Raw genomic sequence first — 599 nt, 5'->3', positions numbered from 1 at the left:
AATAAATTACATTTATTTTCGATTCCGAGTCCGGCACCAAAATTTAAAATTCGCTTGTTAAAGACGCTAAATCAGTTAACAGGCAAATTAAAGCAATACAGGGTGCCTGCGTAAGCAAGCACCTTTTTATTATCAAATAATTGTTGGTTCTGATGCCAAGTAAGGTGAAGGCCTCATGCGATACAGGATCAATCGTTAGCTCATTTTTTTGATAGCCACACTGTTAAACGGATTTTGGGTATGCGGTAATAATTTCCTTTCCATAGCGAAATTAAAAATCGCCCTCAGATGAGCCACCTTATTGTTCCAGCTATGGACGGATTGTTTCTTCTCCCCCAGAATATAACGCCGCCAACGCAGAACATCCCGACGAGTCACTTCCTCCGGCAGCACCGTTTCTCCCATAAAGTTGACAAATACCTGCTTCACCTTGTTGTAGCTTTTCTCAGTTGCCGGACGCAACATATGTGAAAGAAAGTACTCATCCAATAATTCATTCCAACCGATTTTTTCTGCTCTCTGAAACATATTACTTGCTTCCTGATGACACTAAAACATCATGATAATGGATTGTTTAAACAAGATTTATTGAAAATAAA

At 39.1% G+C, this 599-nt stretch carries 1 protein-coding gene; it reads right to left on the bottom strand.

What is annotated here, in order from left to right:
• Positions 1-195: 195 nt before the first annotated feature.
• Positions 196-528: a phage integrase SAM-like domain-containing protein gene (locus tag PSI17_RS17240; RefSeq protein ID WP_273553117.1), complete on the bottom strand. Its 333-nt coding sequence runs from the start codon at positions 526-528 to the stop codon at positions 196-198.
• Between the last annotated feature and the right edge of the window lie 71 nt (positions 529-599).

The sequence above is a fragment of the Xenorhabdus sp. IM139775 genome (assembly GCF_028598745.1).
Classification (GTDB): Bacteria; Pseudomonadota; Gammaproteobacteria; order Enterobacterales; family Enterobacteriaceae; genus Xenorhabdus.
This window is presented reverse-complemented; position numbering and strand designations above follow the sequence as displayed.